General features: G+C 70.0%; 1 protein-coding gene. It reads left to right on the forward strand.

Annotated features, from left to right (window positions below):
* The first annotated feature begins 255 nt into the window (after positions 1-255).
* A complete protein-coding gene (locus FNQ90_RS24260) occupies positions 256-1,026 on the forward strand; it encodes an amino acid ABC transporter ATP-binding protein (protein ID WP_407699438.1) in 771 nt (256 codons plus the stop codon).
* Positions 1,027-1,101: the final 75 nt, after the last annotated feature.

The following is a 1,101-nucleotide window of genomic DNA, read 5'->3' on the forward strand; positions in this document are numbered from 1 at the left end:
GACTCGGGGGTGCGAGGGGTCCTCGTGCGGGGCGACGGGATCGGTGGTGGGGAACCCCGCCGGGCGGCACCGGCGGGCGGGTGACCGCCGGTGCCGGCGCCCGCGCACGCCACCGGCGCGCCTTCCCGCCTTCCGATCTCGTTCACACGCCCTTCCTCAATTCTCCCTCAGATCTGGTGACGGCACTCCGAGCCCCGCCCTAGGGTCCCTGCAATCGACGAGGACGGAGCGAAGGAATCGATGAGCGACGTTTCGATGGCCAAGGGGCCGAAGGGTGCCGGGCCCGTGGCGCATGACCTGGTCGTCCTGACGGATGTCAACAAGCACTTCGGCGCGCTGCACGTGCTCCAGGACATCAACCTCTCCATCCGCCCCGGCGAGGTGGTCGTGGTGATCGGCCCCTCCGGCTCCGGCAAGTCGACCCTGTGCCGGTCCATCAACCGGCTGGAGACCATCGACTCGGGCACCATCACCATCGACGGCAAGCCACTGCCCGCCGAGGGCCGTGAGCTGGCCCGTCTGCGCGCGGACGTGGGCATGGTCTTCCAGTCCTTCAACCTCTTCGCCCACAAGACGGTGCTGGAGAACGTCATGCTGGGCCAGGTGAAGGTCCGGCGCCGCAAGCGGGAGGAGGCCGAGCGCAAGGCCCGCGCCCTGCTCGACCGGGTCGGTGTGGGCAACCAGGCCGACAAGTACCCCGCCCAGCTCTCCGGCGGGCAGCAGCAGCGCGTGGCCATCGCCCGCGCGCTGGCCATGGACCCCAAGGTGATGCTCTTCGACGAGCCCACCTCCGCCCTGGACCCCGAGATGATCAACGAGGTCCTGGAGGTCATGCAGCAGCTCGCCCGGGAGGGCATGACCATGGTCGTCGTCACCCACGAGATGGGCTTCGCCCGCTCGGCCGCCAACCGCGTGGTGTTCATGGCCGACGGGCGGATCGTCGAGGAGGCCGAGCCCCACCAGTTCTTCGACAACCCGCGCAGCGACCGCGCCAAGGACTTCCTGTCGAAGATCCTCCACCACTGAGCGCGGCCCACCCGCCCCCCTTCGTTCGCCTCTTGGTGCCGCACCGCTCACCGGCACCGCGTACCGCCCCGGACC

Origin of the sequence: Streptomyces alkaliphilus, from assembly GCF_014141535.1 — a bacterium.
GTDB classification, from domain to species: Bacteria; Actinomycetota; Actinomycetes; order Streptomycetales; family Streptomycetaceae; genus Streptomyces; species Streptomyces alkaliphilus.

Bases quoted from the DNA above. Each gene is read 5' to 3' on its own strand.
- FNQ90_RS24260 (WP_407699438.1), top strand. From the start codon at position 256: ATGGCCAAGGGGCCGAAGGGTGCCGGGCCCGTGGCGCATGACCTGGTC.